This window comes from Hwanghaeella sp. LZ110 (genome assembly GCF_048892525.1).
Classification (GTDB): domain Bacteria; phylum Pseudomonadota; class Alphaproteobacteria; order UBA8366; family Aestuariispiraceae; genus Pacificispira.
In genome coordinates, this window is sequence record NZ_JBLZHT010000002.1 from 198,044 (window position 1) to 223,256 (window position 25,213).

The 25,213-nt window shown below is 57.0% G+C and carries 25 protein-coding genes; 10 read left to right on the plus strand and 15 right to left on the minus strand.

Features of this window, described 5'->3' with window-relative positions:
* Positions 1-67 precede the first annotated feature (67 nt).
* Positions 68-1,381, plus strand: a complete 1,314-nt coding sequence (gene aceA / locus ACOSDM_RS04655) for an isocitrate lyase (protein ID WP_420723636.1) — start codon at positions 68-70, stop codon at positions 1,379-1,381.
* Positions 1,382-1,539: 158 nt separating this feature from the next.
* A complete protein-coding gene (locus tag ACOSDM_RS04660; protein ID WP_420723326.1) occupies positions 1,540-2,295 on the plus strand; it encodes a hypothetical protein in 756 nt (251 codons plus the stop codon).
* A gap of 25 nt (positions 2,296-2,320) precedes the next feature.
* Here the strand turns inward: ACOSDM_RS04660 and hslU are convergent, their stop codons facing one another.
* The 5 genes from hslU to hrcA all read right to left on the minus strand — a co-directional run bounded on the left by hslU (position 2,321) and on the right by hrcA (position 7,658).
* The gene (hslU, locus tag ACOSDM_RS04665) at positions 2,321-3,637 is read right to left on the minus strand and encodes an ATP-dependent protease ATPase subunit HslU (protein ID WP_420723327.1); all 1,317 of its coding nucleotides are present in this window, start codon (positions 3,635-3,637) and stop codon (positions 2,321-2,323) included.
* Positions 3,634-4,233: an ATP-dependent protease subunit HslV gene (gene hslV, locus ACOSDM_RS04670; protein WP_420723328.1), complete on the minus strand. Its 600-nt coding sequence runs from the start codon at positions 4,231-4,233 to the stop codon at positions 3,634-3,636. The genes hslU and hslV overlap by 4 nt, the downstream gene beginning before the upstream one ends.
* Positions 4,234-4,324: 91 nt before the next feature.
* Entirely contained in the window at positions 4,325-5,677 is a 1,353-nt protein-coding gene (locus tag ACOSDM_RS04675; protein WP_420723329.1) for a S1C family serine protease, read from the minus strand.
* Positions 5,678-5,769: 92 nt separating this feature from the next.
* Positions 5,770-6,453 (minus strand): nucleotide exchange factor GrpE, encoded by a 684-nt coding sequence (gene grpE, locus ACOSDM_RS04680; RefSeq protein WP_420723330.1) that lies wholly within the window; start codon positions 6,451-6,453, stop codon positions 5,770-5,772.
* A gap of 86 nt (positions 6,454-6,539) precedes the next feature.
* Positions 6,540-7,658: a heat-inducible transcriptional repressor HrcA gene (gene hrcA / locus ACOSDM_RS04685; protein ID WP_420723331.1), complete on the minus strand. Its 1,119-nt coding sequence runs from the start codon at positions 7,656-7,658 to the stop codon at positions 6,540-6,542.
* 100 nt (positions 7,659-7,758) lie between these two features.
* Between hrcA and rph the strand changes: the two genes are divergently transcribed.
* The 7 genes from rph to ACOSDM_RS04720 all read left to right on the plus strand — a co-directional run bounded on the left by rph (position 7,759) and on the right by ACOSDM_RS04720 (position 14,018).
* Positions 7,759-8,472: a ribonuclease PH gene (gene rph / locus ACOSDM_RS04690; protein ID WP_420723332.1), complete on the plus strand. Its 714-nt coding sequence runs from the start codon at positions 7,759-7,761 to the stop codon at positions 8,470-8,472.
* Between the two features lie 12 nt (positions 8,473-8,484).
* Positions 8,485-9,084 carry an RdgB/HAM1 family non-canonical purine NTP pyrophosphatase gene (gene rdgB, locus ACOSDM_RS04695; protein WP_420723333.1) on the plus strand — a complete coding sequence of 200 codons (600 nt, stop codon included), beginning with the start codon at positions 8,485-8,487 and terminating at the stop codon, positions 9,082-9,084.
* Positions 9,081-10,235: a radical SAM family heme chaperone HemW gene (gene hemW, locus ACOSDM_RS04700; protein ID WP_420723334.1), complete on the plus strand. Its 1,155-nt coding sequence runs from the start codon at positions 9,081-9,083 to the stop codon at positions 10,233-10,235. Before rdgB ends, hemW begins: the two co-directional genes overlap by 4 nt.
* A 76-nt stretch (positions 10,236-10,311) precedes the next feature.
* Positions 10,312-11,304 (plus strand): TRAP transporter substrate-binding protein DctP, encoded by a 993-nt coding sequence (dctP, locus tag ACOSDM_RS04705; protein ID WP_420723335.1) that lies wholly within the window; start codon positions 10,312-10,314, stop codon positions 11,302-11,304.
* A 50-nt stretch (positions 11,305-11,354) separates the two neighbouring features.
* Entirely contained in the window at positions 11,355-11,855 is a 501-nt protein-coding gene (locus ACOSDM_RS04710; protein WP_420723336.1) for a TRAP transporter small permease, read from the plus strand.
* Positions 11,852-13,126, plus strand: a complete 1,275-nt coding sequence (locus ACOSDM_RS04715) for a TRAP transporter large permease (protein WP_420723337.1) — start codon at positions 11,852-11,854, stop codon at positions 13,124-13,126. The genes ACOSDM_RS04710 and ACOSDM_RS04715 overlap by 4 nt, the downstream gene beginning before the upstream one ends.
* 10 nt (positions 13,127-13,136) lie before the next feature.
* On the plus strand, positions 13,137-14,018 hold the full coding sequence (locus tag ACOSDM_RS04720; RefSeq protein ID WP_420723338.1) for an isocitrate lyase/PEP mutase family protein: 882 nt from the start codon (positions 13,137-13,139) through the stop codon (positions 14,016-14,018).
* Here the strand turns inward: ACOSDM_RS04720 and ccmI are convergent, their stop codons facing one another.
* The 10 genes from ccmI to ACOSDM_RS04770 form a co-directional block, all read right to left on the minus strand.
* On the minus strand, positions 14,019-15,782 hold the full coding sequence (ccmI, locus tag ACOSDM_RS04725) for a c-type cytochrome biogenesis protein CcmI (RefSeq protein ID WP_420723339.1): 1,764 nt from the start codon (positions 15,780-15,782) through the stop codon (positions 14,019-14,021).
* 2 nt (positions 15,783-15,784) lie between these two features.
* Complete coding sequence (locus ACOSDM_RS04730; RefSeq protein WP_420723340.1) at positions 15,785-16,324, minus strand: cytochrome c-type biogenesis protein; 540 nt, start codon at positions 16,322-16,324, stop codon at positions 15,785-15,787.
* Entirely contained in the window at positions 16,321-16,905 is a 585-nt protein-coding gene (locus ACOSDM_RS04735; RefSeq protein ID WP_420723341.1) for a DsbE family thiol:disulfide interchange protein, read from the minus strand. The genes ACOSDM_RS04730 and ACOSDM_RS04735 overlap by 4 nt, the downstream gene beginning before the upstream one ends.
* 15 nt (positions 16,906-16,920) lie before the next feature.
* On the minus strand, positions 16,921-18,942 hold the full coding sequence (locus ACOSDM_RS04740) for a heme lyase CcmF/NrfE family subunit (RefSeq protein ID WP_420723342.1): 2,022 nt from the start codon (positions 18,940-18,942) through the stop codon (positions 16,921-16,923).
* Between the two features lie 21 nt (positions 18,943-18,963).
* Positions 18,964-19,491 carry a cytochrome c maturation protein CcmE gene (ccmE, locus tag ACOSDM_RS04745; RefSeq protein WP_420723343.1) on the minus strand — a complete coding sequence of 176 codons (528 nt, stop codon included), beginning with the start codon at positions 19,489-19,491 and terminating at the stop codon, positions 18,964-18,966.
* A complete protein-coding gene (gene ccmD, locus ACOSDM_RS04750) occupies positions 19,488-19,694 on the minus strand; it encodes a heme exporter protein CcmD (RefSeq protein ID WP_420723344.1) in 207 nt (68 codons plus the stop codon). Before ccmD ends, ccmE begins: the two co-directional genes overlap by 4 nt.
* 11 nt (positions 19,695-19,705) lie before the next feature.
* Complete coding sequence (gene ccmC, locus ACOSDM_RS04755) at positions 19,706-20,497, minus strand: heme ABC transporter permease CcmC (protein WP_420723345.1); 792 nt, start codon at positions 20,495-20,497, stop codon at positions 19,706-19,708.
* 190 nt (positions 20,498-20,687) lie between these two features.
* Entirely contained in the window at positions 20,688-21,368 is a 681-nt protein-coding gene (gene ccmB / locus ACOSDM_RS04760; RefSeq protein ID WP_420723346.1) for a heme exporter protein CcmB, read from the minus strand.
* Positions 21,365-22,009, minus strand: a complete 645-nt coding sequence (gene ccmA, locus ACOSDM_RS04765) for a heme ABC exporter ATP-binding protein CcmA (protein WP_420723347.1) — start codon at positions 22,007-22,009, stop codon at positions 21,365-21,367. Before ccmA ends, ccmB begins: the two co-directional genes overlap by 4 nt.
* Positions 22,010-22,245: 236 nt before the next feature.
* Positions 22,246-23,385 (minus strand): OmpA family protein, encoded by a 1,140-nt coding sequence (locus ACOSDM_RS04770; RefSeq protein ID WP_420723348.1) that lies wholly within the window; start codon positions 23,383-23,385, stop codon positions 22,246-22,248.
* A gap of 306 nt (positions 23,386-23,691) precedes the next feature.
* On the opposite strand from ACOSDM_RS04770, the gene ahcY reads away from it, so the two are divergent.
* Entirely contained in the window at positions 23,692-24,981 is a 1,290-nt protein-coding gene (gene ahcY / locus ACOSDM_RS04775) for an adenosylhomocysteinase (RefSeq protein ID WP_420723349.1), read from the plus strand.
* Positions 24,982-25,213: the final 232 nt, after the last annotated feature.

Below are 25,213 nucleotides of genomic sequence, written 5' to 3' on the forward strand. Positions count from 1 at the left end.
CGCCTTTACCCAACCTGACCCGCGACCGGGTCTGAACCAACTGAGAAGGATTGAACCGATGGATAGCTTGGGACCGAATGACAATTACAATTGGGGCGACGGCGGCGGTGACCACTGGGACGCCCCGGATTATGCCCCGAACCGCTGGGCAACGACCCGCCGTGATTATTCTAAGCATGATGTGGCAAAGCTGCGCGGCTCCATCCAGATCCGCAACACCCTGGCGGAACTGGGCGCGCAAAAGCTGTGGAAGCTGATCAATGAAGAGCCTTATGTAAACACGCTGGGTGCCTTCACCGGCTGTCAGGCAACACAGCATGTCCGCGCGGGCCTGCAGGCGATCTATCTGTCTGGCTGGCAGGTCGCCGCCGACGCCAATAATGCGGGCCAGATGTATCCGGACCAGTCGCTGTATCCTGTCTCCTCCGTCCCTCAAGTGGTGGAGCGGATCAACAACGCCTTCATGCGTCAGGACCAGATCCAGACCATGGAACGCCTGTCAGGCGAGAACACAACGGATATCGATTGGTTCGCGCCCATCGTTGCCGATGCGGAAGCTGGCTTTGGTGGACCGCTGAATGTGTTCGAACTGATGAAGGCGATGATCAAGGCGGGCGCTGCTGGCGTTCATTTTGAAGATCAGCTGTCATCAGAAAAGAAATGCGGTCATCTGGGTGGCAAGGTTCTGTTGCCGACACAACAGGCCGTGCGCAACCTGTCCTCTGCACGCCTGGCAGCCGACGTCATGGGCGTACCGACCATCATCATGGCTCGCACTGATGCCGAGGCAGCCCGCCTGATAACCACGGATGTGGACGAACGCGATCAACCCTTCCTGACCGGGGAGCGGACGGCAGAAGGCTTCTATCGCATCACCGGTGGCATGGATATGTGCATTGCCCGTGGCCTAGCCTTCGCGCCCTATGCGGACCTGCTGTGGATGGAAACCTCCACCCCCAGCATCGAACAGGCAAAGCAATTCGCCGATGCGATCCATGCGGAATTTCCGAACCAGATGTTGGCCTATAACTGCTCGCCCTCCTTCAACTGGGCGAAGCATCTCAGCAAGGCGGAAATGGAAAGCTTCCAGAAGGAGCTGGGGGCGCTTGGCTATAAATTCCAGTTCATCACCCTGGCTGGCTTCCACAGCGTCAACTATGCCACGTTTGAACTGGCACGGGCCTATAAGGATCGCGGCATGGCGGGCTATTCTGAACTGCAACAGGCAGAATTCGCTGCCGAAGCCCATGGCTTCTCTGCGACCCGCCATCAGCATGAGGTCGGGGTCAGCTATTTCGATGCGGTCAACAGCACCACGGCGGTTGGCGAAAGCTCCACCACTGCCATGGGGGAATCGACCGAGACAGCACAGTTCCACTGAGAACGCCCATTAAGAGGCGGTCCGGTTTAGGGTAGGAAAGCTTTAGTGGGGAGGGCCGTCCGTTGGAGAAATCCGGCGGGCGGTCTTTTTTTGGCAGATAGTCTTTTGCCAGTAGGTTTATCTTTGCAGGGCATGACAATCATCCTAGATTGTATTTTATGAAGTCTTTGAATGATCCCCTTTGGAAACATTGTGCCGTCGCTTTTCTGGGGACGCTTATTTTCTGTTTCATCAGTGTTTCAGGCGCGTTTGCCGATCAGGCGCTTTCCCGCACGGTTGGGGGCATTCATTTCATCTCTTTCATTCCCGAGACGGACAGGATTGACGGAATCCCGACAACGCCTGCGGATGTGGCGATGGAACGGATGGTTCTGGCGGTCGAAACGGTCGTCAAGAAGGTGCCCATGGCGCGCGACCGGATCGCGGCGCTGAAAAAGAAGGGCGATATTCAGATTTTCTATGATGCCCGCCATCCCAGGGACGTTCTGGCCACCGTATCCCTGGCGACCTATTTTGCGGACAACTATGATCCGGCGGCGGGTAAGCGGACGTTTGTCATTCTATTTGGTCGTGCAGGCATTCAGTGGGACGCCAATCACCTGGCCAGCACCATTGCCCATGAACTGGCCGGGCATGCCTATCAGGATATGCAGGGACGGCTGGAGGACATGACAGAACTGGATATCGAATGCGAAGCCTATCTGGTAGAAGAACACGCGAAACAGGCCTTGGGCTATGACAAAACGACCGATGAGGCCATCGCCCTGCGCAGCAACATGGACCATCATTGGTGCGATGATTTCCGCCGCTATACCCTGGACCAGGATCGCACGGTCTCAACGGAATGGGATCAGCTAAATCCCAACATCCCAAAACTGTTAGCCGCGTTTCAGGCCTATCAGAAGGCGCGGTAAGCCTGTATCTGCAATATGGACCACGTTACAGGATAAACTTACTCAAATCCGTATCTTTCGCCAGGTCGCCGACATGCTGGTTGACATAAGCGGCATCAATGGTGACTTCCTCGCCATCGGGCTTGTCGGACGCGGTGAAGCTGATCTCTTCCAACAGTTTTTCCAGCACGGTGTGCAGGCGACGGGCCCCGATATTCTCGACAGAGGCATTGATCTCCGCCGCCAGCTTGGCCAGTGCATCAATCGCATCATCGGTGAAGGTCAGGGTCAGGTTTTCCGTTCCCATCAGCGCGACATATTGCTTGATCAGGCTGTTATCCGGCTCCGTCAGGATACGGCGGAAATCCTTTTCCGTCAGCGCATTCAGGCTGACGCGGATCGGCAGGCGACCCTGTAATTCCGGCAACAGGTCGCTGGGTTTTGCCAGGTGGAAGGCCCCGCTGGCGACAAATAGAATATAATCCGTCTTCACCGCGCCGTGCTTGGTTGCAACCGTCGTCCCCTCAATCAGGGGCAGCAGATCCCGCTGGACCCCCTCGCGGCTGACATCCCCGCCGGAGCGTTCGGACCGCACGGTAATCTTGTCAATCTCGTCGATAAAGGCGATGCCGTTCTGCTCAACATTTTCAATGGCGGCCAGCTTGATCGCTTCGTGATCGACCAGCTTGTCTGCCTCTTCTGCGACCAGGACGTCATAGGATTCACGCACCGACATTTTGCGCGCCTTCGTGCGACCGCCACCCATGGCCTTGCCGAAGATCTCGTTCAAATTCAACATGCCCATCTGGGCACCGGGCATGCCGGGAATATCCATGGTAGGCAGGCCCATCCCGCCGGTATCGGCGACCTGGATTTCAATTTCCTTCTCGTCCAGCGATCCTTCACGCAGCTTTTTACGAAAAGACTGGCGCGTCGAATCGGATGCGTTCTGTCCCACCAGCGCATCAATCACGCGCTCTTCGGCATGGATTTCGGCCTTGGCATTCACTTCGCGGCGCTGGGTTTCGGTTTCCATCTGGATGGCAACCTCGACCAGATCGCGGATGATCTGTTCCACATCGCGGCCAACATAGCCGACTTCTGTAAACTTTGTGGCTTCCACCTTGATAAAGGGGGCGCGGGCCAGCTTTGCCAGGCGCCGGGCGATTTCTGTCTTCCCAACGCCGGTTGGGCCAATCATCAGAATGTTCTTGGGCAGCACTTCTTCGCGCAGCTCTGGCGGCAGTTTCAGGCGACGCCAGCGGTTGCGCAGCGCAATGGCAACGGCGCGTTTCGCATCGCCCTGGCCAATGATGAACCGGTCCAATTCAGAGACGATCTCCCGAGGGCTGAAATCGGTCATAGCTTGCCCCCTTTGCTGGCGCTGTCTGCGGTCAGGCTTTCCAGCGTGATATTTTCATTGGTGTAGATACAGATATCGGCGGCGACTTTCATGGCGCGCCGCGCAATGTCTTCGGCACTCATATCCTCGCGGTCCGCCAGCGCGCGGGCGGCTGCCAGAGCATAGGCCCCGCCGGACCCGATGCCGATCAACCCGTCTTCGGGCTCCAGCACATCGCCGGTGCCGCTTAGAATCAGGGACACATCCTTGTCCACCACGGCCATCATTGCTTCCAGGCGGCGCAGATAGCGATCGGTGCGCCAGTCTTTCGCCAGTTCGACACAGGCGCGGGTCAATTGCTTCGGATATTGCTCCAGCTTCGCCTCCAGCCGCTCGAACAATGTGAAGGCATCCGCCGTTGCGCCTGCAAAGCCCACCAGGACTTCGCCATCGGCCAGGGGGCGCACTTTGCGCGCATTGGATTTGAACACGGTGTTGCCAAGCGTTACCTGACCGTCACCCGCAATCACCACATGCCCGCCCTTGCGGACCGACAGAATGGTGGTGCCATGAAAAACCGGCCCAGCGCCGGCAGAGGGAGAGTTGTTATCTGACATGCCCCCGATATGGGCGGTCCGCCCGCATGCGTCAACTGCGAAAATCTTTCGCCCGTGTATTTGAAATACAGCGATTGATGACCCCGTTGCTTTAACTTGATCCAGGCGTTTGTTTGATATTCAAGAACTTCAAAGCATCGTCGATAGGAATAAAGAAATTCACATCATCAGCATCTAACTGTTCCAAGACAGTAATCCCAATAACATTCCCATCCTTATCAAACATTGGACCGCCGCTGTTGCCCCCTGTAATGGCCACATCAGATTGGATGTACAGCAGAGGGGTCCCCCCGGATGCATAGGAGAATTTTCTGAGGGCACTGATCGAACCCCGCGTGACGGTTGAATACAGTTCTTCATCTGCGGGACTGCCGACAACGACGGCTTCGGTCGCAATACCGGGCAGTTCCAGATTCATCGGTAAGGCGCGAAGACCCCGAAGCGGAATTTTCAACAGCGCGACATCCCGCCCTTCATGTCGACGGATAACCGCAGCATCAATTTCCACCCCATTTTCAAACCGGACCAGAACAGTATCAAAATCCCCAACGACATGCTGGTTCGACAGAATGTAACCATCTTCACTGATGACAAATCCCGAACCATGCCCCCCACCTGCGCGGATAGTCACAACGGATGGGAGAATGCGACGAACATGATCTTCAAAGGGCTGCGTCGAAAGAGAAATTTCCGGGATATATATAGCCTCATCGGTCAAAGGAACCGAGGCAACGACATCGGATCTTACGGTTTCTTTTGACAGCGCCTTTATGAAATCCTTATTGGATCCCAGTGATTCGGTAGCCGCACTGAAAGCGCCGATAATAGCCTCTAACATGCCAGTTCTCGAAGATTTTCTGACCTTGAAATATCCCGTTGTTGTGATTCTGTTTTTTTCCTGGCGCATGGTGGTATTGAATATCGTCCATTCAACTTCCATAAACATTTCACCAGCATATCGATCTTGTGGGTATCCATACCAAAAATCATGATCCTCACAGAAATTGCCGCTCATATCCTTTATGCGGGCACCAATCGCGAATTCAGCACGCCCACGTTCGTCGCTGTAATCGAATAAATTGGTTGGATCGCCAACAACATCAAATCCCTGAGACTTCATCACCTCAAAAAAGGCCATGTGCATCTCATCATTCCAACCGGACAGATGCCTTGATCCATTATTCAATGTAAGCGTAACTTCCCCTGTATAGGAATAATTGCATAAAGACGAACTGATACCTGGCACGCCTTCGGCCGGAAAATGGGCAATAACGGACCCAAACCTCATGCCTGAAACGGCACCCTGAAAGGCAAAAGGAACAATGTCGGAGGTGTTGAATTCAACGGGTTCTGGCTGAACGACGGTTGGAACTTCCATGCGCGCAGTCGTGTTGCAGCCGGAAACCAGTACAATGATCGAAAGTATCGACAAAAGAACACGCATTTCAAACCCTCCACCTTTCCCAATGAGGGAAACATAGAGGGTTCAAATGGGGATCGTCAATTGTGTAATTGAATTTATTTCACGCGCAGATTTTACGCCGTCGTATCGACTTTGTCGGTATCATCTGGTGGGCTGGTGGCATCGGCCTTTGCGACCAGGACCATGGCGGGGCGTAACAGGCGGTCGTGCAGTTTATAGCCGTGCTGCAGCACCTGAACGACGGTGCCGGCGGGTTTACCGGTATCAGGCACTTCCTGGATTGCCTGATGTTCCGCATAGTTGAATTTCTGATCCAGCGGGTCGAGCTTCTGGATGTGATGCTTGGAGAAGGCATCCAGCAGCATCTTTTCGGTCATTTCCACGCCGACCATCAGATTTTTCAACACGTCGTTTTCCGCGCGGGCTTCTTCCGGCACGGAATCCAGCGCGCGGCGCAGATTGTCGACCACCGGCAGTAATTCCTTCGCCAGGCCGGATGAGGCGAATTTCATCGTTTCGCTGCGTTCCTTATCGGCGCGGCGTCGGACATTCTCCGCCTCTGCCACGGCCCGCAGGGCGCGATCCTTCATGGCGGCCAGCTCTGATTTCAGCGCCGTTACTTCGTCGCTGTCTTCAGCGGGTGTCTTGGCCTTTTTTGCCGCCTCGTCACCCTTTGCCGACGTGTCGTGTTTCGGCGCTGGCTCTGCAGGGGTCTGATCCTCTGTCGCGGGGGTCTCTGGAACGGAATTCTCCGAGACGGGTGCTTCGTCATTGGCTGTCTTCTTTGGATCGGTCATTGTCTGCCTGTCACTTTCGTTTCACGTCATATGTCAACGGCCTGCGCCCGCGAATATCGGGGGCGTAGCCTATTCCAGGGTTTGTCTCAAGTCCGGTTTGCACTCACCAAGCGTCCAACCACCTTGGCGGTGTAATCAACCATGGGGATAATGCGGGCATAATTCATGCGCGTCGGGCCCAGAACGCCGATCGCGCCAACAATTTTTTCCTTGCCGCCATTTGCGCCCGCACCATTGCCATAGGGCGCGACAATCATGGAACAGCCCGCCAGGGAAAAGAGTTCGTTTTCGGCCCCGATGAAGATCTGAACACCTTGGGCGCCATCGGCGGCATCCAGCATGCGCCACAGGTTTTCTTTCGCCTCAAGCGCCGTGAACAGGGCGCGTATCCGTTCCAAATCCGCCATCGCGGTCACATCGGTCAACAGGTTCGATTGACCAGACACGATCAGCACCCCATCGCCAGAGGCAACATCGGACCATGTTGCCAGACCGGCTTCGACAACTTTCGCTGTCAGGGTGTCAATCTGGCTTTTGTCACGGCTGATTTCATCGGCAATGGCGCTGCGGGCATCGGCGATTGATTGCCCGACCAAACGGGCCGTCAAATAATTCGCAGCCTCTATCAAGGCAGAGGGCGGCAGGCCCAAGGGCAGTTCAATCAGGCGGTTTTCCACCATGCCGCTGGCGGTCACCATCACAACCAGGGCCCGTCCTGGGCCTAAGGGCACGAATTCGATATGCTTCAATTCCCCTTCAGCCTTGGGGGCCATGACCAATCCTGCACAGCGGCTCAGGCCCGACATCAGGCTGGAGGCTTCCTCCAACACCTGGGTGACCGAACGACCGGCGGTCTGGCACTGCCCTTCGATGGCTTCCCGATCTGTGGGGTTCAGTTGACCGGATTGTAACAGCCCATCGACGAACAGCCGAACCCCCATATCGGTTGGCAGACGCCCAGCAGAGGTATGCGGCGCATATAGCAGCCCGGCATCCTCTAAATCCGCCATGGCGTTGCGGATTGTTGCTGCTGATAGTCCCTGATTGAGACGTTGCGACAGGGTGCGCGAGCCAATGGGTCCGCCCGTCTCGACATAAGCCTCGACGACCAAACGCAAAATGTCTCTGGACCGTTCGTTTAATTCTGTGATCATAGCATTCAGTATGTAGGCAGTTGCCAGCCCAGCGTCAATTGCTCCTGTCATCCCAGCAGATCATTGCCTTTATGCCTTCTAAGCTGGACGGGACCGGTCTGAGCCGGTAAAGCGATTAACCATAATTGTTAAACAAAAGTAAGGAATATGTATGCGCCCCTCCGGTAGAGCCCAGGATCAGTTGCGAGACATCGTGCTGGAAACCGATGTTTCACGCTATGCAGAAGGGTCTTGCTTGGCGAAATTCGGTAACACCCATGTACTGTGCACAGCCTCTGTCGAAGACGGGGTTCCATCCTTTCTGCGCAATTCCGGCAAGGGCTGGGTAACGGCGGAATATGGCATGCTGCCACGGTCCACCCACAGCCGCATGGATCGCAAGCGCACCGCCGATAGTGGACGCAGCCAGGAAATTTCGCGCCTGATCGGGCGGTCTTTGCGGGCGGTGGTTGACATGAAAAAGCTGGGTGAACGTCAGATCCGAATCGATTGTGACGTTATTCAGGCCGATGGTGGCACCCGCACGGCGGCAATTACCGGCGGCTATGTCGCGTTGGCGCTGGCGATCAATCACATGACCAAACTGGGCGCCCTGACGGCCAGCCCGTTGAAAGGGTCAATTGCGGCGATCTCCTGTGGTTTGTATCAGGGAGAGGCCGTTCTGGATTTAGATTATGATGAAGACTCCACCGCCCAGGCAGATGCGAATTTTGTCCTGACAGGCACTGGTGGCGTTGTTGAGGTTCAGGGTACCGCAGAGGGCGAACCCTTTAGTGAGGCGCAATTTTTAGCCCTGATGAAACTGGCGCAGAGTGGTTGTGCGACCTTGACCAAAGCGCAAAATACCGCGCTTGGGGTGGAATAGGAGCAACGGTCGATGGCGCGGCGGTTCGATGGTGATCGGCTGGTAATTGCCAGTCATAATCAAGGCAAGGTCCGCGAAATCGCGGATCTATTGCGCCCATTCCAGGTGCAGGTCTTCTCTGCTGCTGAAATGGATCTGCCTGAGCCAGAGGAAACCGGCTATACTTTTCTGGCCAATGCGGAATTAAAAGCCCGCGCCGCAGCGACAGGCGCGAATATGCCGGCCCTGGCGGATGATTCTGGCCTTGCCGTTAAGGCATTGGACGGCGCGCCTGGAATCTATTCCGCCCGATGGGGGGGTAAGAATAAGAATTTCGATCTGGCGATGAACCGCGTCCATCGCGCCTTAATTGGCAAATCCGATAAATCTGCAGCCTTTATCTGCGCATTGGCTTTAGCCTGGCCCGACGGGCATATCGAAGCGTTTGAAGGTCGTGTCGAAGGGCATATTGTGGAGCCAGGCCGGGGTGATAACGGGTTTGGCTATGATGCAATTTTTCAAGCCGATGGCGAAGATCTGACCTTTGGGGAGATGGACCCAGAGGCAAAACATGCAATCAGCCACCGCGCCGATGCGTTTGATCAACTGGTCGCAGCCTGTTTTACCAAATGACCGAATTGCCGACCCCGCTGGCGCTGTATATCCACTGGCCCTTCTGCAAGGCGAAATGCCCGTATTGCGATTTCAACAGCCATGTGCGTGACGGCATTGATCAACCGCGCTGGCGCGCCGCTTTGTTGCGGGAATTGGAGACCGCGCTGGTCGGCCTGGAGGACCGTCCACTGGGATCGATCTTCTTTGGCGGGGGCACACCATCGCTGATGGACCCGGATACGACCGCTGCCCTGATTTCCCGCGCCACAGAGATCCTGACCCCGACCGAAACTTTGGAAGTGACATTGGAAGCCAATCCGACATCGGTGGAGGCGGATCGGTTCGCCGCCTATCGTCAGGCCGGGGTCAATCGTGTGTCTTTGGGTATTCAGGCCCTGGACGATGCATCGTTGAAATTCCTGGGGCGTGAACATTCCGCCCGCGAAGCGATTGCCGCGATTGATCTGGCGCGCGCGCATTTCCCTCGATTGTCCTTTGACCTGATCTATGCCCGGCAGGGTCAGACGCCAGACGCCTGGGCCAGTGAGTTGAGCCGCGCCATCGACCTGACGGCGGATCATCTGTCGTTGTATCAATTGACCATCGAGCCCGGCACACGCTTTTTCACGCGCGAAAAGCTGGGCGAAGCCCTGACGGTTGAAGAAGAGATGGGGGCGGCCTTGTATGAGGCGACACAGGATCGTCTTGGCGCCCTGGGCCTGCCTGCCTATGAGATTTCCAACCATGCGCGCCCTGGCGCTGAAAGCCGCCATAATCTGGCTTATTGGCGGTATCAGGACTATGTCGGGATCGGGCCTGGTGCCCATGGTCGTGAAACCCGCAAGGGTCAGAAAATCGCTACCGTGCGCCACCGGTTGCCGGAACGCTGGCTGACAGGGGTAGAGACAGAGGGGCACGCCCTGGCGGAAACGGAACGCCTGGATGCAGAGCGACAGTATCGTGAAATCCTGCTGATGGGACTTCGGCTGGCAGAAGGGGTGCCGGAAGACCGGTTAAAGGCCGCCACGGGATCGGGTTTTGAGGCCTTGGAGTCCGCCCGGTTGGATGCCCTGCAAGAGGAAGGATATGCCACCGTGTCTGATAATCGTTTGATCGTGTCCCCGTCGGGCCGCCAACGCTTGAATGCGGTCCTGTCATATCTGCTGTAAGTTGTTGACGCGGTTTCAAGTCTGGTTATTCTCCCTTTACCAAAAAAATTAAAAGACAAAATGTCGGGAGGAAAATATGAAACAGTTCTTGGGGGCCATCGGCCTCGCAACCGCCTTGTCATTATCCGCAGGCCAAAGCTCTGCTGCGGATCTCACTTTGCGCATTTCCCTTCAATTGCCACTGAAGAGCCATCTGGGTGAAAATCTGGTCTTGTTCAAGGACGAGGTGGAGAAAACCTCAAATGGTGAAATCGCCGTTGAAATTTATGACAGTGCGCAGCTCTACACCGATAAAGAAGTGCCCGCCGCCGTTGGTGCCGGGTCCATTGAAATGGGCGTTGCCTCGCTGACCCGTTATTATGGTGATGTCCCGGCGGTGGATATTTTCTATCAACCCTTCCTGTTCGATACAGAGGAGAAGGTTCGCAAGGCCGTTGCAAAGGGATCTCCCATTCGTGGGCCGATTGATGCTGCTATTGCGGAAACCGGATCAACGGTATTGTGGTGGCAGGCCTATGGCGGCGCGATCATGTTGTCCAATGGCGGCCCGCTGAAGACTCCGGCGGATCTGGAAGGTAAGAAAGTCCGTGTCTTCGGTAAAACCCTGGGGGATTTCACGGAAGCAACCGGCGGTGCGCCGACCATGATTTCCGGCTCGGAACAGTATCTGGCCTATCAGCGCGGCACGGTGGATATCGGCATGACCGGTGTTTCCGGCGTGAAATCCCGCAAGTTATGGGAAGTGATGGATACCATCACCGTGACGAACCATGCGGATATCGAATTTATCGTTGTGGTGAATACTGATTTCTGGAATGGCCTGACCGACAAGCAACGGGCTCTTATCGAAGCCGCTGCGACCAAGGCGGAAAATGATGTGCGCGATCGGATGTCGTCCATTGAGGCGGAAGCCTACGGGGCGGCAAAAGAGAACGGCATGCAAATCTATACGCCGACCGCTGAAGAATTGGCAGAATGGCGCAAGGCCAGCCAGCCGGTCTATGATGCTTTTAAAGCGAAGACCGGGGCCCTGGGCGAAGAAATGCTGAAAGCGGCGGAAACGTTCTAGAACCGAAAGGATGCTGCGCTGCCCGATCAGCAGCGCAGCATCATTCATTTATGAAAATTTTCGAATCCTTCACATTTTTTTTGGCATGGATCGCAGCGGTCTTGTTTGCGGCCACGGGCGCAATGCTGACCTATGAAGTGATCATGCGCTATTTCTTCATTTCGCCGACAATATGGGCGGCGGAACTCAGTCAGTTGTGTCTGATCTGGGGCAGCTTGATCGCCATGGCCTGGGCCTTGCGTTGGGGGCGTCATATCGCGGTTGATGCGGTCGCGGTCCTGTTACCGGTTCCCATTCGTCGGCAGACCGACGCCCTGGCGATGATTGTTGTCGCCGTATTCAGCGTCATCCTGGTGTGGAAGGGCGGCCTGATCTTCTGGGATTCATTCGAGCGCGGCCGCACCACCGCGACGATGCTGGATTTACCCTCCTGGATTGGCGAATTATCGGTTCCCTTTGGGTTTGCCATTCTGGCCGTGCAGGCGGTCATCGAAGTCATAGCAACACTGCGGGGCCAGCGGGATGCCAATCGAGAGGCCCATGCGGAATGACGGTTATTCTGATCCTGATCGCATTGTTTTCGCTGTTGCTGATCCGTGTGCCGGTTGCGTTTGCCTTGGGCGGGCTGGGGCTGGCCCTGTTGTTTCTGGGCGGGTTTTCACCGCTGATGGCACCACAGGCGGTTTTGTCGACCCTGGACGGATTTATCCTGCTGGCGGTGCCGCTGTTCCTGCTGATGTCCAATATTCTGCTGAAAGGCGGTGTGGGGAAGGACCTGTTTGGGGCCGTTCATGCCTGGGTTGGTCACTGGCCGGGCGGGTTGGCTGTGGCGACAATCCTGTCCTGCGGTATTTTCGCAGCAATTTCCGGATCATCGGTCGCAACTGCAGCGACAATTGGGACCGTCGCGATACCGGAAATGATCTCGCGCGGGTATGAGCGACGGTTCGTCTATGGCTTGCTGGCCGCGGGCGGTACTTTGGGCATTCTGATCCCCCCATCCATCCCCATGATCGTGTATGGGTTCGTGACGGAAGAATCGGTGATTGCCCTGTTTCTGGCGGGGATTGGTCCTGGTATTGCGTTAATCGTTTTGTTTGTCGTCTTTTCCATGGTGCATGCACGGTTCTGGGGCGGGCAGGCGATGGAACCTGCATCGGGCTGGGAAGAACGAAAACGCGCCACGATGCGGGCACTGCCCAGCCTGGCCTTGGCGCTGTTGATCATTGGCGGCATTTATTCCGGTGCCTTCACGCCGACTGAGGCAGGGGCTATTGGCTTTGCCGCGGCGCTGTTCATCACTGTCTTCGTGTTGCGGTCGTTAAGCTGGAAAGGCTTCAAAGAAGCGCTGTTTCAATCTATGGCGACAACTGTGGCGATCCTGCTGATCATCGCCGGGGCTAAGATTTTCGGGAAGGCGATCACGCTGTACCGCATTCCCCAGGATATTTCGATGTTCATCAGTGGTGCGATCGATACCCGCCTGGTTTTCATTATTGTGATCAGTCTCATCCTGCTGGCGATGGGTCTGGTCTTTGAAACCCTGTCGATGGTGTTGATTATGACACCGGTTCTGCTGCCTGCCGCGATGGCAATGGGTTTTGATCCGATCTGGTTTGGCATTTACATGGTGGTGATGGTCGAATGTGCACTGATAACGCCGCCGGTGGGGCTGAATCTATATGTCATTCAATCGGTTGCCCGGTCCAGTCTGGGCGATGTCTCCCGCGGCGTGGTGCCCTTTTTGGGCCTGATGCTGCTGATCGTGTTGATCATGTATCTGTGGCCTGATCTGGCCCTGTATATCCCTTTTAAACTGTGAGTAGCTGACCATGACTCAATCGGCCCCGGATAAACTGCGCACGCTGCTGCGAGAAGACCGGTTGCATGTAATGCCGTGCTGTTTCGATGCGCTGTCGGCAAAGCTGATTGAACAGGAAGGATTTGGCCTGACCTTCATGTCTGGCTTCGCGACTTCGGCGTCTCGTATCGGCGCTCCCGATCTGGGATTGATGAGCTATGGCGAAGTGCTGGATCAGGCGCGCAATATCACGGATGCGATCACCATTCCGCTGATTGGCGATGGGGATACCGGCTATGGCAATGCGATGAATGTTCGGCGCACGGTGCAGGGTTTTGCCAAGGCGGGCTGTGCGGCCGTGATGATCGAAGACCAGGTGGCCCCGAAACGCTGTGGTCATACACCGGGCAAGGCGGTGGTCGGTCGGGAAGAGGCCTATGACCGCATTCGTGCGGCGGCCGATGCCCGGGCGGCGGGCGCGGATATTCTGATCCTGGCCCGCACCGATGCCCGCCATGAACATGGTCTGGGCGAAGCCATAGAACGTGCCGCCAAGTTTCAGGAACTGGGTGCGGATATTCTATTCGTGGAGGCCCCGAAATCGGTGGAGGAGATGCGCCAGGTCTGCGACTCTCTGCCTGGCCCTAAAATGGCAAATATTGTGGAGGGCGGCGAAACACCGGACCTGTCCCATGCGGAATTGCGCGACATCGGTTATGCCATCGCGGCCTATCCATTGACCCTGATGGCGGCTGCGATGCGCGCGATGGTAACGACCCTGTCGGCGATGAAGCAGGATGGCGACCGCAGCACCCATCTGATGGACTTTAAGGAATTGCGCCAGCGGATCGGTTTTGACGACTATTACGCCGCGTCAGAGATCTATCAATCATCCCAACGCAAGATGGACTGATCAGTTTCCAGCCGGATACATGCGGGTGATTTCGGCCTGCAAGGCGCGGTATTCCTCTGATCCCGGTACCAGATTGGCCAAGGCCTTGTCGAAGTAATCCCGCGCTGTGTCCCGCTGGTCACGTTGATAGGCATCCAGACCCAGGAACCACAGGGCCTCAATATTATCCGCATCCAGTGCCAGGACGTCACGCATCAGGGCCACGGTTTCCGGGGTTTGCTGATCGCCCGCGACGCTGCGCATCAGGCGCGCCCGTTCGATCAGGTAATCGATGTTTTCCGGGGCCAGGGCGGCGGCTTTTTCCAGTGCCGCGATGGCCTCTTCCGGGCGGTTCAGCACGCGATAGGATCGGCCCAGCATCACCCAGCCCTGCAAGTCGTCGGGATTCTGTTCCAATCGGGCCGCCAGCGTACCGACCATTCCTTCAATCATCGCCATCTGATCTTCTGGGGTCATGTCCTGTGCAGCGGCGATGTCTTCCTGGGTTGGGCCGGGCATGTCCGTCGAGGCTTCGGCCAGGCCCAATTCCGCAGCCAGCGCATTCAATTGCTGGGTCGGAACCGGGGCGGACGCGAATTGTGCCCTGGCGGTTTCCAGGGATGCCTGTGCCGCATCCGTATCGCCCAGCACGACCTGAGAGCGGATCAGGCGCATCCATCCGGCAAAATCGCTAGGGTCTTCTGCCAGCCGCGCCGCCAGCCCTTCAACCATTCCCTGGATCATGTCCTGGCGCTGATCGGGTGCCATCTGTTCAGCGGCGGCGATATCGTCGGCGCTAGGGCCAGCTGATTGGCGTTTTGCATCCTCCAGGGTTCCCAGGGCGGGGGGCGATGCTGCGGGCAGCTGTGCAAATTGACGGGAGATATCAACGCCCATTTCATCGGCCAATGCCTGTGCCCTTTCCCGAACGGACGGGATCCAGGGCGCATCTGCTGATGCGGATTTAAGCAGGTTCAGCCAGCCATCCAATGCCTCCTTATAGCGCCCTTCCTGACGGGCGTAATCCGCCAGATAGAAACGCGCGCGAACATCATCGGGCTGCTTGTTCAGGACCTTCTGGAAGACGGTTGCCGCAGTATCGGTGACATCGCCATCGGCCCAGAAGACCAGGGCCTCCCCATAGGCGGAATTAAGGGTTGGATCGTCTGGATTATCCTTCAATGCCTCCATATAGGCGCTGGCGGCGGCTTCGAAGTCGCCCCGCATCATTTCCGTGCGCCCCAACAGCGCCCAGTCTTCCGATCCGCCCTGTCCGGCCTGTAAACGCCCACGCAACTGGCTGGCCGCAGCGTCCAGAGTGCCTGCTTCGGTAGTGCCGGCATTGGGTTGGGTTTGGTTGCCGCCCTGTGCTAATTGCAGTTCCGCCTGACGCAGCGCCAGGGGCATGTCTGGATTGCGGGGATCGCCCATGCGGCCATACAGCAGCACCGAAGCAAAGACCGCAGCGATTATCACAGTGCCGCCAATCGCGTGTGTGGTGCGGCTTGTACCCGAACGTTTTTTCTCTTTCTCAAGCTCTGACTGGCGTTTGTCGGCGATCAACAGACGCCGCCCGATTTCGACGCGGCTGGCTTCCGCCTCTTCCGGGGTGATGCGATTGCGGGCCAGATCTCGCTCTACTTCCCGCAATTGGGATTTGAAAACGGCGACATCATAGGCGGCCGCATTCAGGGGGTCATCCTCCGGCAGCTTGTTCAGAAACGGTCGGGCGATGGCATAGCAGGTGGCTGCTGTTATCGCGATGGCGAAGACCCAGAAAATCATACTCACATCTTCCCGCTTTTTTTAGTACGGCGTTCTTGCGGCGACTCTTCGGCCATTAATTCTGCCAATCTTTGACGCTCTGCCGGGCTCAGACCCGAATTGGTTGCGATTGGCGTTACATCGGCTTCCGGTGTGCGATTGCGATACCACAGGAAGATAATGACCATCCCGATCGCGACCAGCAGAAACGGCCCGGCCCACAGAAAAATCGTTTCCAGATTAACCGGCGGTGTCAGCAGAACATAATCGCCATAACGGGCGACCAGATAGTCTTTCACCTGTTGATTGCTGTCCCCGGCAGTCAGGCGTTCGCGCACAATGATGCGCAAATCCCTGGCCAGATCTGCATTGGAATCGTCAATCGACTGGTTTTGACAGACCAGACAGCGGATATCCTTGGATATCTCCCGCGCGCGGCTTTCCAGTTTCGGGTCACTTAACATCTCGTCCGGCAAGACAGCAAATCCGGGCGTCGCGGTGATCACACTGGCTGGTATCGCCAGGGCGACAAGGATCGTAACAATCAGACAGAGATTTTTCATTGCGCCCTCAAGGCCTCTATACGGGGCATAAATTCTTCGTTCAGGACACGCGGTGAAATCGGTCCGACATATTTGTAAACCACTTGTCCCTTAGCGTTGATCAGGAATGTTTCGGGATAGCCATAAACGCCCCATTCGATGCCTGCCCGTCCTGTCGGGTCATAGCCGATGCGGGTATAGGGGTCGCCCAGTTCGTCCAGCCAGGCCAGGGCCGCGTCGCGCGTATCCTTGCTGTTGAGGCCATAGACGGGGATGTTCTCCTCACGCGCCAGGGCGGAGATTATCGGATGTTCTGCGCGACAGGGGACACACCAACTGGCAAATACATTGACCAGAATGGGCTGGTCATTTCCGGGCGTGGGGCCAAAATCCTGTGGACCAAATCCGGGCTTGTCCTGTTTCAGGGCTTCCAGTTCAACGCCAGGCACGGGCTCGCCGATCAAGGCAGAGGGAATCAGACTGGGATCCTTGCCAAACAGCAACTGATACCCCATCGCACCAACCAATCCGGAAAAGATCAACAGGGGCAGTAAACCCAGTAAATATTTGTTCCTCTTGGCGCGTGGGGCGTCTTGGCTCACAGTTGATCTCGCTGTCTATTCCGCAGGGTGGGCAGAAGGGGAAGGGGCGTCGGGTGTTGAATTGATCACGGCAGCGCTGCGTTTGGGGGCACCAACCCGCAACCGGCGATCACTTAAGGACAATAATCCCCCGATCACCATGAAAATTGCCCCCGCCCACATCCAGGGGACCAGAGGCTTGAAGTACAGCCGCACCGTATAGCGCCCCTGTCCAACCGGTTCGCCCAGCACAGCGTACAGGTCATACCAGGAGGCGGAGCGTATTGCCGCCTCTGTCGTGACCTGACCATTGGACAGGAACTGGCGGTTCTCCGCCTTTAAGGTAAAGCTTTGATCCGTCCCGGAATCGCGGGGGGTGACAGTGAATTCGCCCCGTGTGGCGGTGTAATTCGGGCCGGGCACTTGTGTCACACCGGTCAGCGTGAAATCGAATTGGGCGACCTCAACGGTTTGTCCGATCCTGATCGCCTCAATTTTCTCGGTCGTTAACAGCGAGGCGCCGGTGGCACCTGCTACCACAATCGCGATGCCGAAATGGGCCGCGCTCATCCCCCAGGCCGCGCGCGGCAGGTTCAAAAGCCGCCCAAAGGCCTGGCCAAATCCGATGGACCGGGTGGGGCGTATCCTCCGATAAATCTCCGTCACCACCGATCCGACCAGCCAGGCCGATACGGCGATGCCCAGCAGCGCATAGGCCTGCTGACCCCAGATCACAATCCCGGCCAGAACGGTCACAACGACGGCAAAGACAAAGGCGGTGATCAACAGGCGCAATACGGGCGTCAAATCCCCCCGCTTCCAAGGCAGAAACGGCCCGACCCCTAAGGCGACGAACAGGGGGATCATGATCGGCACAAAGGTCGCGTTGAAAAACGGCGGGCCGACAGAAATCTTGTCATTGGTCAGCAATTCCAGAAACAAGGGATACAGGGTTCCCAGCAGTACTGTCGCCGCTGCGGTGGTCAGTAGCAGATTGTTCAGAACCAGCGCCCCTTCGCGGCTGATCGGGCGGAACAGCCCTCCCCCGGACAGGCTGGGCGCGCGCCAGGCATACAGGGCAAAGGACCCACCGATGGAGACGGCAAGCAGCATCAGGATGAAAACACCGCGCTCGGGATCGCTGGCAAAGGCATGGACGGAGGTCAGGACCCCGGAGCGCACCAGGAAAGTACCGATCAGGCTGAGCGAAAACCCAATAATCGCCAGCAGGATGGTCCAGCTTTTCAGGGTATCGCGCTTTTCCACGACGATTGCGGAATGCAGCATCGCGGTAGCCACCAGCCAGGGCATGAAGCTGGCATTTTCCACCGGGTCCCAGAACCAGAATCCGCCCCAGCCCAATTCGTAATAGGCCCACCAGGACCCAAGGGCGATCCCGCCGGTCAGAAAGGACCAGGCCAATAATGTCCAGGGTCGCACCCAGCGCGCCCAGGCGGCATCCACCTTGCCCTCAATCAGGGCGGCGCAGGCAAAGGAGAAGACGATGGAGAGCCCGACATAGCCGATATAGAGCATGGGCGGATGAAACGCGAGGCCGGGATCCTGCAACAGTGGGTTCAGGTCCTGACCTTCCAGCGGCGCTGGAAACACCCGTTCGAACGGGTTTGACGTCAGGATCATGAACAGCAGGAAGCCAACAGTGATCGTTGCTTGAATAGACAAGGTGCGCGCTTTCAGGCCCGGCGGCAGGTTCCGCCCGAAAATGGCAACCAACGCCCCGAAAAGTGCCATCACCGCGACCCACAGCAGCAAGGACCCTTCGTGATTACCCCAGACGCCTGAAATCTTGTACAGCATCGGCTTTAGCGAATGGGAGTTCGCCACCACATTCAGTACCGAAAAATCCGATGTGACATAGGCATGCATCAGTGCCAGAAAGGCAAACATCAACAGGGCGAATTGCACCAGTGCGGTTGGCACGGCAACGCCCATCCACTGCATATCCCCCCGTGCGGCACCCAGCATCGGCAGAATGGCCTGAACCAGGGCGACGCCCAGGGCCAGGGTCAGGGCGTAATGGCCTAATTCCGCAATCATGGAGTCGCCTTCTCGTTCGGGTTATGCTTTCGCCTTGCACGGATCTGCCGTGCCGGAGGCCTGAATTTCAGCAACGCTTTCATCGCCCTTCCAGGTCCCGGCGCGCTTCATCGCTTCGACAACTTCCGTCGGCATATAGGTTTCGTCATGTTTTGCCAGGACTTCCTTGGCGACAAAGGTGCTGTGACCGGTATCTAACTGACCCAGGGCGACCACGCCCTGTCCATCCCGGAATAAACTGGGCAGCAATCCGGCATAGGTTACCAGGACGGCGTTGCTGCCATCGGTGATCCTGAATTCGCGGGTGACGCCGTCTTCGCGGATGTGGCAACTGCCAACCTCGACCAGGCCGCCAATGCGAAATGTCGCCCCTTCCGGCACCTTGCCTTCTGCGACCTCCGATGGGCCAAAAAAGAAGGTTACATTTTCCTGCAAGGCGGACAGGGTCAATGCTGTGGCCGCCGCCAGGAACAGAGTGCCGCACAGAACCAGTGTCAGGCGGACCTTCTTTCGGCGGGCGGCGGGGGATCTGCGTTTCGCGTCACTCATTGGGTCTCTTTCGATCGTGCCGCTGGCGCTGACTGGCGCGCGCGGCTTGCTTCCAATTGCTCCAATTCCGATCGGCGTTTCTTCCAGGTCAGAATTGATTGTATCAGCAGGATGACCATCCCCCCAAAACATAGGCCATAAGACGCCCAGATGTAGGGGCCGTAGCCGCCCATCGCCAGAAAATCACCGAAACTATCAAACATATGACCGCCCCCTAACCCGCCCTTAGACCGGCGCGTAAGGCGCGCAGGCGGACCGTCGCCAATTCGCCCCGCAGCCTCAGGACGAGCAGAATCAGAAAAAACAGGCTGAATGCCGCCAGCATTAACAGCAGCGGCAACAGCATGGATGGGGGCAGCGCACTGCCCTGTTGCGCGGCGGCGGCGGCGATGTCGGGTTGTTGCAGCCCGGATGTCGCAACCTCTTCCCCACCGGAAAACAGGTCCCCAAACAGGGTCGATTTTTGATGTAATGTGTTGAAGAAATAAACCGAGAATTTGATGATCGGAATATTGACGATTCCAACCACCGCCAGGATGGCTGCTGGTTTGTCACCCCGGGCCGGATCATCAAAGGCATTTGCCAGCGCCAGATATCCCAGGAACAGAAAGAACAGGATCAGCATCGACGTCAGGCGCGCATCCCATACCCAATAGGTGCCCCAGGTCGGTTTGCCCCACAGCGATCCCGTGACCAGACAGATCAGCGCGAAAACACATCCAATCGGGGCGGCCGCGCGCGCGATCAGGTCCCCCAGCGGATGTTTCCAGATCAGGAAACTGGCGCTGCCCAGGGCCATCACGATATAGGCCCCCTGTGCCAGAAAGGCGGTGGGGACGTGGATATACATGATCCGCACAGTGTCAGATTGCTGATAATCGGCGGGAGACGCCCATAACCCGAAATACAGGCCAGCCCCCATCAACGGGATGCACAGGGCGACCATCCAGGGCAGCATCGCCTCTGCCACGCGCATGAACTGACTGGGATTGGCAAACCGATGCATATCATTCCACCCTGATGGATGCCCGTTTGTGGATGCCCGCCGGGTGATTGCCCGCCTTATGGGTGCCCGTCGGGCTGATTTTGCATTCCTGTATCGGAATGTCTTTATCTCTACACATTCTCGTCGCGACGTGCACCTTGATTTCGTTATTCAATTTAGGAAAGTCCGGGCAAAAACGCCATCCCTTCCGTTATCCCTCGACACCATGTCGCACGGCAGCGGCGGCAGCCAGCGGGGCCAGTGGTATCGCCGCGACTAAAATCGCCGCCAGATATAGGAAATGCGCCCGCGCTTCAAAGCCGGTCAGGACGGAATCGACCGCCGTCACGCCAAAGATCAGGATCGGGATATACAGGGGCAGGACCAGCAGGGCGATCAGCAAACCGGCCCGTCTGGCCCCCAGGGTCAAGGCCGCCCCGACCGCCCCGATCAGGCTCAGGCTGGGCGTTCCCAGGGCCAGGCCAATCAACAATGTGCCATAACCGGCAGGGGGAAAATTCAATAAAATCCCAATCACGGGGGTAATTGCGATCAGCGGCAGACCGGTGGTCAACCAATGCGCCAGGGCCTTTGCCAGCACTGTCAGCACCAGGGGACGGGGCGTCAGGACCATCTGTTCCAGGCTGCCATCCGCCAGGTCCTGTTCAAACAGCCGGTCCAGCGACAGCATGACGGATAACAAAGCCAGAACCCAGATCACACCGGGCGCGATGCGGGCCAGGGTCTCCGGCGCGGGGCCAACCCCGAATGGAAACAGCGAGGCGGCAATGGTGAAAAACCCCAGTACCAGCGCCAGGTCCGCGCTTTGACGCAAGGCCAATCGCAGGTCGCGGATCAGAACGGCATAAAAGCCGGCCAGGAAATCTGTCATACCGGCGCCTCCGATCGAAACGCGGCCGGGGTGAAATCTCCTAGATCCAGGGTTTTTGCACCTGGTAGCTGGAATTCGATATGGGTCGACAGGATAACAACGCCGCCCTGGGCCCGATGATCCATCACCATCTGCTCAACGGCGGCAACAGCATTTGTATCCAGCCCGACAGTGGGTTCATCCAGCAACCACAGATCTGCGGGGCTCAGCAACAGGCGCGTTAAGGACAAGCGGCGGCGCTGGCCTGAGGACAGAACACGGCCCGATAGCGCAGCCAGCTCTGTCAGGTTCAAGGTGGCAAGTGCTGTATCAACCCGGTCCGGTGTGCCCAGCAGGGTCGCCCAGAACCGGGCGTTTTCCTGAACACTCAATGTCGATTTGATGGGATCCAGATGCCCCAGATAGGCGGTGGCGGCGCGGTGGCCTTCCATATCGTCTGAAATAGGGCGACCGTTTGCGGTTATCTGACCATCTAATGGGGATAGCAATCCGGCCAGTAAGCGCAACAGGCTGGACTTTCCACTACCATTTGGACCGGTCAGCAGCAGGGCGTCACCTGCGTCCAGCGAAAAATCCAGACCTTCGAACACCAGCCTGGGTCCGCGCAAACAGGTCAGAGAGGTCGCTGTTAATCGTGCCATGCCAAAGCAAATCCCAAGTAAGCGGCCTCGTTTGCGCCGACGTATTTGCTAGTCAAACAACCACAAATCCCAAGTAAACGGCCTCGCTTGCGTCGACGCATTTGCTAGTCAAACAACCACAAACCCCAAGTAAACGGCTATGGTTACGCACATGGGAATGCATGTGACCATAGTGTTGTGGCGACAACACGGGATATCGTCAAGCTGTGGATATTACCGCAAATGCATGGCGTGGATTATTCCAGGACAATCTCAACCCGGCGGTTCTTGGCTTCGCGTACGCCGTCGCCCGTATCAACCAGTGGCTCGGCTTCGCCGCGCGCGAAGGTGACAATCCCGGTCGCCGGCTGCCCCAGTTGCACCAGCATGGCGCGGACCTGATCCGAACGCTTCTGGGACAGGGTCATGTTATAGGCCTTGGGACCGGACGTATCTGCATGCCCGGTCAGTATGATACGGGCAACTTTGCCGTCTTCTGCATATTTTGCCGCCTGGCGCAGGATTGCTTCTGTCGCGGGGGACAGTTCAGCTTTGTCCCAATCGAAATAGACCAGGAAATTGCGGGTGATTTCCGGCTCTTCTACGGCGGGGGGTGGTGGTGGCGGCGGTGGCGGGGCTTCTGCGATAGGAGGCAGCGGCTCTGGTTCTGCGACAGGTTCTGGTGCGACCTCAACAGCTGCTTTTGCGGGCATTGGTTCTGGTTCAGGGTCCGCCGCCGCCATGGATTTCCCGACAGGGAAGCTATAGCGCAGCCCGACGGTGAACATGTGATTGTAAAACTCTGACCGTGTATCGGTGCCATTGGCCGTTGTTGCATGAACTTCCGGAATGGCCAGGAAGTTATACTGACCGGTCAAGGCAAGACTGTCGGTCAGGTCAACTGACACACCGGCCAAGGCCTGAAGGGCCAGTGCAGGTTCAGATTTTTCATTCAGGGATGTGGTGCCACCACCTGCCGTGCCAATCGGGCTGACGCCATCAAAATTGACATAGGCAACCCCGGCCCCAACCCCAACATAGGGGGTAAAGCCATCTGCCTCGAAATCGTACAACCCGTTCACGATCAGGGTCCAGGCGTCAACATCCCCATTCCCGGAGGCGCCGGAAATACTGTCGACAGCGCTGCTGCGATAGCCTGCTTCCAGTTCCGCGCGCCAACCTTCTTCATATTTGAACCCGAATGTTGCCAGCCCGCCCGGTCCGCCGGAATGTTCGATGTTCTGATCCGCATTCGTGACATCAAGGTCCTGCTCGTGCGGAAGATTGTATCCGGCACCCACACCAATATAGAAACCGTCTTCGCGCGCCTGTGTCGCGCCGATACTCAGGCACAAGGCCCCGATCGTTGCTGCAGAGGTCAGAAGGATGCGTTTCATTGGACCCACCAAAGTTTGTCGTCTGTGGATGAGGCCTGTGTTAAAAATAATACTATGCCCCATACTGTATTCACATACTAACTGTAGTGATTTGCGCTTTATGTCGAGGGTAAAATTAGGTGCAGACGCAATTTGTTGTGGTTAATTTCTCATGTTAGACCTGATTTTTCTTTCCTGACGGATGTTTGACCGGTTTAGAGTGAAAAGCGCCAACACCTTGCCGGGCGGCGGTTCCCCTGCTATATGCCCGCCCGACGAAACGGGTGCTATCGGGCACCTTTCTGAAAAACGAAGAAGGGAAGAACCATGGCCGATGACTTTAAAGTCAAGGACATCTCGCTGGCGGCTTGGGGCCGTAAGGAAATCGAACTCGCTGAAATCGAGATGCCTGGCCTGATGGCCCTGCGGGAAGAATTCGGTAAGGAACAGGTCCTGAAAGGGGCCCGCATCGTCGGGTGCCTGCATATGACCATCCAGACCGCCGTTCTGATCGAAACGCTGACGGCCCTTGGCGCGGAAGTGCGCTGGTCGTCCTGCAATATTTTCTCGACTCAGGATCATGCTGCGGCGGCGATTGCGGCCAGCGGCGTTCCGGTCTTTGCCTGGAAGGGCATGAGTGAAGAAGAATTCTGGTGGTGCATCGATCAGACCATCGAAGGCCCGGACGGCTGGAAGCCGAACCTGATCCTGGACGATGGTGGTGATCTGACGATCCGCATGCACGAAAAGCGCCCGGAACTGTTGGATGATGTACGGGGCCTGTCAGAAGAAACCACGACAGGTGTCCACCGTCTGTACGAGATGGAAAAGAAAGGCACGCTGCGCGTTCCGGCCATCAATGTGAATGACAGCGTTACCAAATCGAAATTCGACAACAAATATGGCTGTCGTGAAAGTCTGGTGGATGCCATTCGTCGGGCAACCGATGTGATGATGGCGGGCAAGGTTGCTGTTGTGGCTGGGTATGGTGATGTGGGCAAAGGATCTGCCGATAGCCTGCGCAATGCCGGTTGTCGCGTCATGGTGACCGAAGCCGATCCGATCTGTGCCTTGCAGGCGGCGATGGAAGGCTATGAGGTTGTGACCATGGACAAGGCTGCATCACGGGGCGATATTTTCGTCACCGCGACGGGCAATGTCGATGTCATCACCGTTGACCATATGCGCGCCATGAAGGACCGGGCGATTGTCTGCAATATCGGTCACTTTGACAGCGAAATTCAGGTCGAAGCCCTGCGCAATATGAAATGGGACAATATCAAGCCCCAGGTCGATCAGATTGAATTTTCAGACGGCAAGAAGATCATCCTGCTGGCCGAAGGCCGTCTGGTGAATCTGGGCTGTGCGACGGGTCATCCCAGCTTTGTGATGAGCGCGTCATTCTCCAACCAGGTTCTAGCCCAGATCGAATTGTGGCTGCGCAGCGCGCAATACGAAAAGAAAGTCTATGTGCTGCCCAAGCATCTGGACGAGAAGGTTGCGGCCCTGCATTTGGCCAAGGTCGGCGCGGAATTGACGGTGCTGTCAAAGGAACAGGCCGATTATATCGGTGTTGATGTGGCGGGCCCGCACAAGCCGGAAGCCTATCGTTATTAACACCGCATCACGCGGTCGCGTGAGCGGAAATAAAAGCATCACGCGGTCGCGTGAGCGGAAATAAAAGCATCACGCGGTCGCGTGGGCGCTTAATCTAACAAGGGCGGCTGCCTTCGGGCATGCCGCCCTTGTTGTTTCAACGATTGCGGCTCTTTTCGTTCCGGGCAAAATTAGCATACAGTTTCCATCGGTTTCCGGCAGTCTTGCCATTGCAGGCCGTTCAAAGGGGGAT

Excerpts from the sequence above, each read along its gene's own strand:
- hemW (WP_420723334.1), top strand. The coding sequence starts at position 9,081 with ATGACCGAATTGCCGACCCCGCTGGCGCTGTATATCCACTGGCCCTTC.
- rdgB (WP_420723333.1), top strand. The coding sequence starts at position 8,485 with ATGGCGCGGCGGTTCGATGGTGATCGGCTGGTAATTGCCAGTCATAAT.
- ACOSDM_RS04660 (WP_420723326.1), top strand. The coding sequence starts at position 1,540 with ATGAAGTCTTTGAATGATCCCCTTTGGAAACATTGTGCCGTCGCTTTT.
- ACOSDM_RS04720 (WP_420723338.1), top strand. The coding sequence starts at position 13,137 with ATGACTCAATCGGCCCCGGATAAACTGCGCACGCTGCTGCGAGAAGAC.
- hrcA (WP_420723331.1), bottom strand. The coding sequence starts at position 7,658 with ATGACAGGAGCAATTGACGCTGGGCTGGCAACTGCCTACATACTGAAT.
- ACOSDM_RS04730 (WP_420723340.1), bottom strand. The coding sequence starts at position 16,324 with ATGAAAAATCTCTGTCTGATTGTTACGATCCTTGTCGCCCTGGCGATA.
- ACOSDM_RS04675 (WP_420723329.1), bottom strand. The coding sequence starts at position 5,677 with ATGCGTGTTCTTTTGTCGATACTTTCGATCATTGTACTGGTTTCCGGC.
- ACOSDM_RS04770 (WP_420723348.1), bottom strand. The coding sequence starts at position 23,385 with ATGAAACGCATCCTTCTGACCTCTGCAGCAACGATCGGGGCCTTGTGC.
- ACOSDM_RS04710 (WP_420723336.1), top strand. The coding sequence starts at position 11,355 with ATGAAAATTTTCGAATCCTTCACATTTTTTTTGGCATGGATCGCAGCG.
- ccmA (WP_420723347.1), bottom strand. The coding sequence starts at position 22,009 with ATGGCACGATTAACAGCGACCTCTCTGACCTGTTTGCGCGGACCCAGG.
- ccmB (WP_420723346.1), bottom strand. The coding sequence starts at position 21,368 with ATGACAGATTTCCTGGCCGGCTTTTATGCCGTTCTGATCCGCGACCTG.
- ACOSDM_RS04740 (WP_420723342.1), bottom strand. The coding sequence starts at position 18,942 with ATGATTGCGGAATTAGGCCATTACGCCCTGACCCTGGCCCTGGGCGTC.
- ccmD (WP_420723344.1), bottom strand. The coding sequence starts at position 19,694 with ATGTTTGATAGTTTCGGTGATTTTCTGGCGATGGGCGGCTACGGCCCC.
- ccmI (WP_420723339.1), bottom strand. The coding sequence starts at position 15,782 with ATGATTTTCTGGGTCTTCGCCATCGCGATAACAGCAGCCACCTGCTAT.
- hslU (WP_420723327.1), bottom strand. The coding sequence starts at position 3,637 with ATGACCGATTTCAGCCCTCGGGAGATCGTCTCTGAATTGGACCGGTTC.
- hslV (WP_420723328.1), bottom strand. The coding sequence starts at position 4,233 with ATGTCAGATAACAACTCTCCCTCTGCCGGCGCTGGGCCGGTTTTTCAT.
- ccmC (WP_420723345.1), bottom strand. The coding sequence starts at position 20,497 with ATGCATCGGTTTGCCAATCCCAGTCAGTTCATGCGCGTGGCAGAGGCG.
- rph (WP_420723332.1), top strand. The coding sequence starts at position 7,759 with ATGCGCCCCTCCGGTAGAGCCCAGGATCAGTTGCGAGACATCGTGCTG.
- dctP (WP_420723335.1), top strand. The coding sequence starts at position 10,312 with ATGAAACAGTTCTTGGGGGCCATCGGCCTCGCAACCGCCTTGTCATTA.
- ahcY (WP_420723349.1), top strand. The coding sequence starts at position 23,692 with ATGGCCGATGACTTTAAAGTCAAGGACATCTCGCTGGCGGCTTGGGGC.
- ACOSDM_RS04715 (WP_420723337.1), top strand. The coding sequence starts at position 11,852 with ATGACGGTTATTCTGATCCTGATCGCATTGTTTTCGCTGTTGCTGATC.
- ccmE (WP_420723343.1), bottom strand. The coding sequence starts at position 19,491 with ATGAGTGACGCGAAACGCAGATCCCCCGCCGCCCGCCGAAAGAAGGTC.
- grpE (WP_420723330.1), bottom strand. The coding sequence starts at position 6,453 with ATGACCGATCCAAAGAAGACAGCCAATGACGAAGCACCCGTCTCGGAG.